At 74.7% G+C, this 1,797-nt stretch carries 1 protein-coding gene; it reads right to left on the reverse strand.

The window, feature by feature from the left end; translation table 11 throughout:
- Nucleotides 1-1,028: 1,028 nt before the first annotated feature.
- On the reverse strand, nt 1,029-1,694 hold the full coding sequence (gene msrA, locus ACSNOK_RS32840; protein ID WP_436784442.1) for a peptide-methionine (S)-S-oxide reductase MsrA: 666 nt from the start codon (nt 1,692-1,694) through the stop codon (nt 1,029-1,031).
- Between the last annotated feature and the right edge of the window lie 103 nt (nt 1,695-1,797).

The raw sequence follows: 1,797 nt of genomic DNA on the forward strand, positions 1-1,797 counted from the left end.
GCCTCACCGCCCCCGCCCTCGCCGAGGCCCTCCGCAGCGCGACCGCCGACCCCGGTTACCGGACGCGCGCCCGGGATGTGGCCGCGCGTCTCGCCAAGGAGGACGGCGTGGCTCCGGTGGTCACGGCGGTGAACCGGCTCGCGGGGGCGTGAGGGGCGTGAGAGGGAGCGCGGGCCTTCCGGCGGGCGCAGCGGCCGCCGCCGCGTCACCGGATCCTTCGGGCTAGAGGACCCCGAAAAGGAGCTTGTTGAGCAGCCCCTGCTTCCCCGGGGCCACTGCCGTCCCCGGGCCCATCGCCGTACCAGCGGGAACGTCGGCCAGGGGGATGGCACCCCCGGGGCCCGGATAGAAGCCCGGGTAGCCTCCGAACGCTCCGCCGAACAAACCGGAGGTCACGGACCCGACCACCGGAGCGACCGGCGCCGGTACCGGCTCAGCCGCGCCGGCGATGGCCGGAGCGCACACGACTGACGCGCCGGCGAGAACAACGGTGACAAGTACCTGCCTGATTGCCTTCATGGCATATCAAACGACCATAGGGGCTGCCTGTCACGCTCGCGGAATCCCCCCGACCGAACCGCCTGCCGGGACTCCCGGCGGCTCCGTGCGGTTCGACGGTCCGGACTGCCCGGGTCGTGGCACTCCACCGGCGAGGACCGCCGAACCGGGCCGCCGAAGCGGCGGGCGGCCGTCCGGCCGCACGGGCGAGGACGGGCTCCGGGGCGTCACCCCGGCGCCGCGCCCCGGGGCACGCATCCGGACGCCGGGCGCCACGCCTGCCGGTGCCCCGCGCTCGTCGGTACACCTGGGCAGAACGGGTCCGTCACGATCGCGGAGAGGGAGACAGGTGCTCGAAGCGGAGTCCGGCGCCCAAGACCGCGGCGCGGCGGGGGACCCGCAGGCCGCCTCGGTTCTCGCCGGCCTCCAGAGCATCCTCCTCTACGGAGACTGACCCGGAAGCGCGCTGACCGGCCGCGTTCGCGGCCCGCCGGCGCCTCGCCCCTGCAGAGCGCGCACGCCCGGCGGCGTCACTCCCCGGCGGGCGCGACCCCGATCGGGCAGCTCACGCCCGTCCCGCCGATGCCGCAGTATCCGCCCGGGTTCTTGTCGAGGTACTGCTGGTGGTACTCCTCGGCCCAGTAGAAGGGCCCGGCCGGGGCGATCTCGGTGGTGATGTCGCCGTGGCCGGAGGCGCGGAGGACGGCCTGGTAGGCGTCGCGGGAGGCCTCGGCGGCCCGCTGCTGGGCGGAGGAGTGGGTGTAGACCGCGGAGCGGTACTGGGTGCCGCGGTCGTTGCCCTGGCGGAAGCCCTGGGTCGGGTCGTGGGACTCCCAGAAGACCTTGAGCAGCGTCTCGTAGGGGACGGCGGCCGGGTCGAAGACCACCCGGACCGCCTCCGTGTGCCCGGTCAGGCCGCTGCAGACCTCGTCGTACGTCGGGTTCGGCGTGATGCCGCCCTGGTAGCCGACGAGGGTCGTCCACACGCCGGGCGTCTGCCAGAAACGGCGCTCGGCTCCCCAGAAACAGCCCAGGCCGAAGTCGGCGACGGCCAGGCCCTCGGGGTAGGGGCCGGCCAGCGGGTTGCCGAGGACGGTGTGGCGGCCGGAGAGGGGGAAGGCCGGTTCGGGGCGGCCCTTGAGGGCCTCCTCCTCCGTGGGCAGACGGTGGTCGTGGCGGAGGTGGGGGAAGAGCATCACGACTCCAGGGCGGCGGTGGACGGTGCACAGGGGGAACGTACGGCCGGGGGACCGGAATTCCCGGCTCCCCGCCGCTCCTGCCGACCCCCGGCTCCTACCG

Origin of the sequence: Streptomyces sp. URMC 126 (genome assembly GCF_051386555.1) — a bacterium.
GTDB lineage: Bacteria > Actinomycetota > Actinomycetes > Streptomycetales > Streptomycetaceae > Streptomyces.